Genomic DNA, 254 nt, shown 5'->3' with positions numbered 1-254 from the left:
GCCAACTCCGTCGTATCGGCGAAGATGTCAGTGAAAAACTGCATTTCAGACCGGCACAGTTCTATAAGGAACAGCATGTGCGTGGTAAATGGGTCTGTGATCAGTGTGACACTCTGACTCAGCAAGCTGTCAACGGCAATTTAAAACTGACCCCTTTTACCTTAAAAACAGCAAAGTAAAATTGACCCCTTTGATGATTTATTAAGACTCAATTTGTGGTTGAATTCCTACTCTCTTTTTATCTTTTAGACGAT

1 pseudogene is annotated in these 254 nt (G+C 40.9%); it reads left to right on the top strand.

Going from position 1 to position 254, the window contains the following annotated elements:
• Window positions 1-131: pseudogene (locus ACEO2X_RS14670) on the top strand (IS66 family transposase zinc-finger binding domain-containing protein); the annotation flags it as partial.
• Window positions 132-254: the final 123 nt, after the last annotated feature.

The organism is Acinetobacter sp. AL9, from assembly GCF_041464035.1.
Lineage (GTDB): Bacteria > Pseudomonadota > Gammaproteobacteria > Pseudomonadales > Moraxellaceae > Acinetobacter > Acinetobacter towneri.
This window is presented reverse-complemented; position numbering and strand designations above follow the sequence as displayed.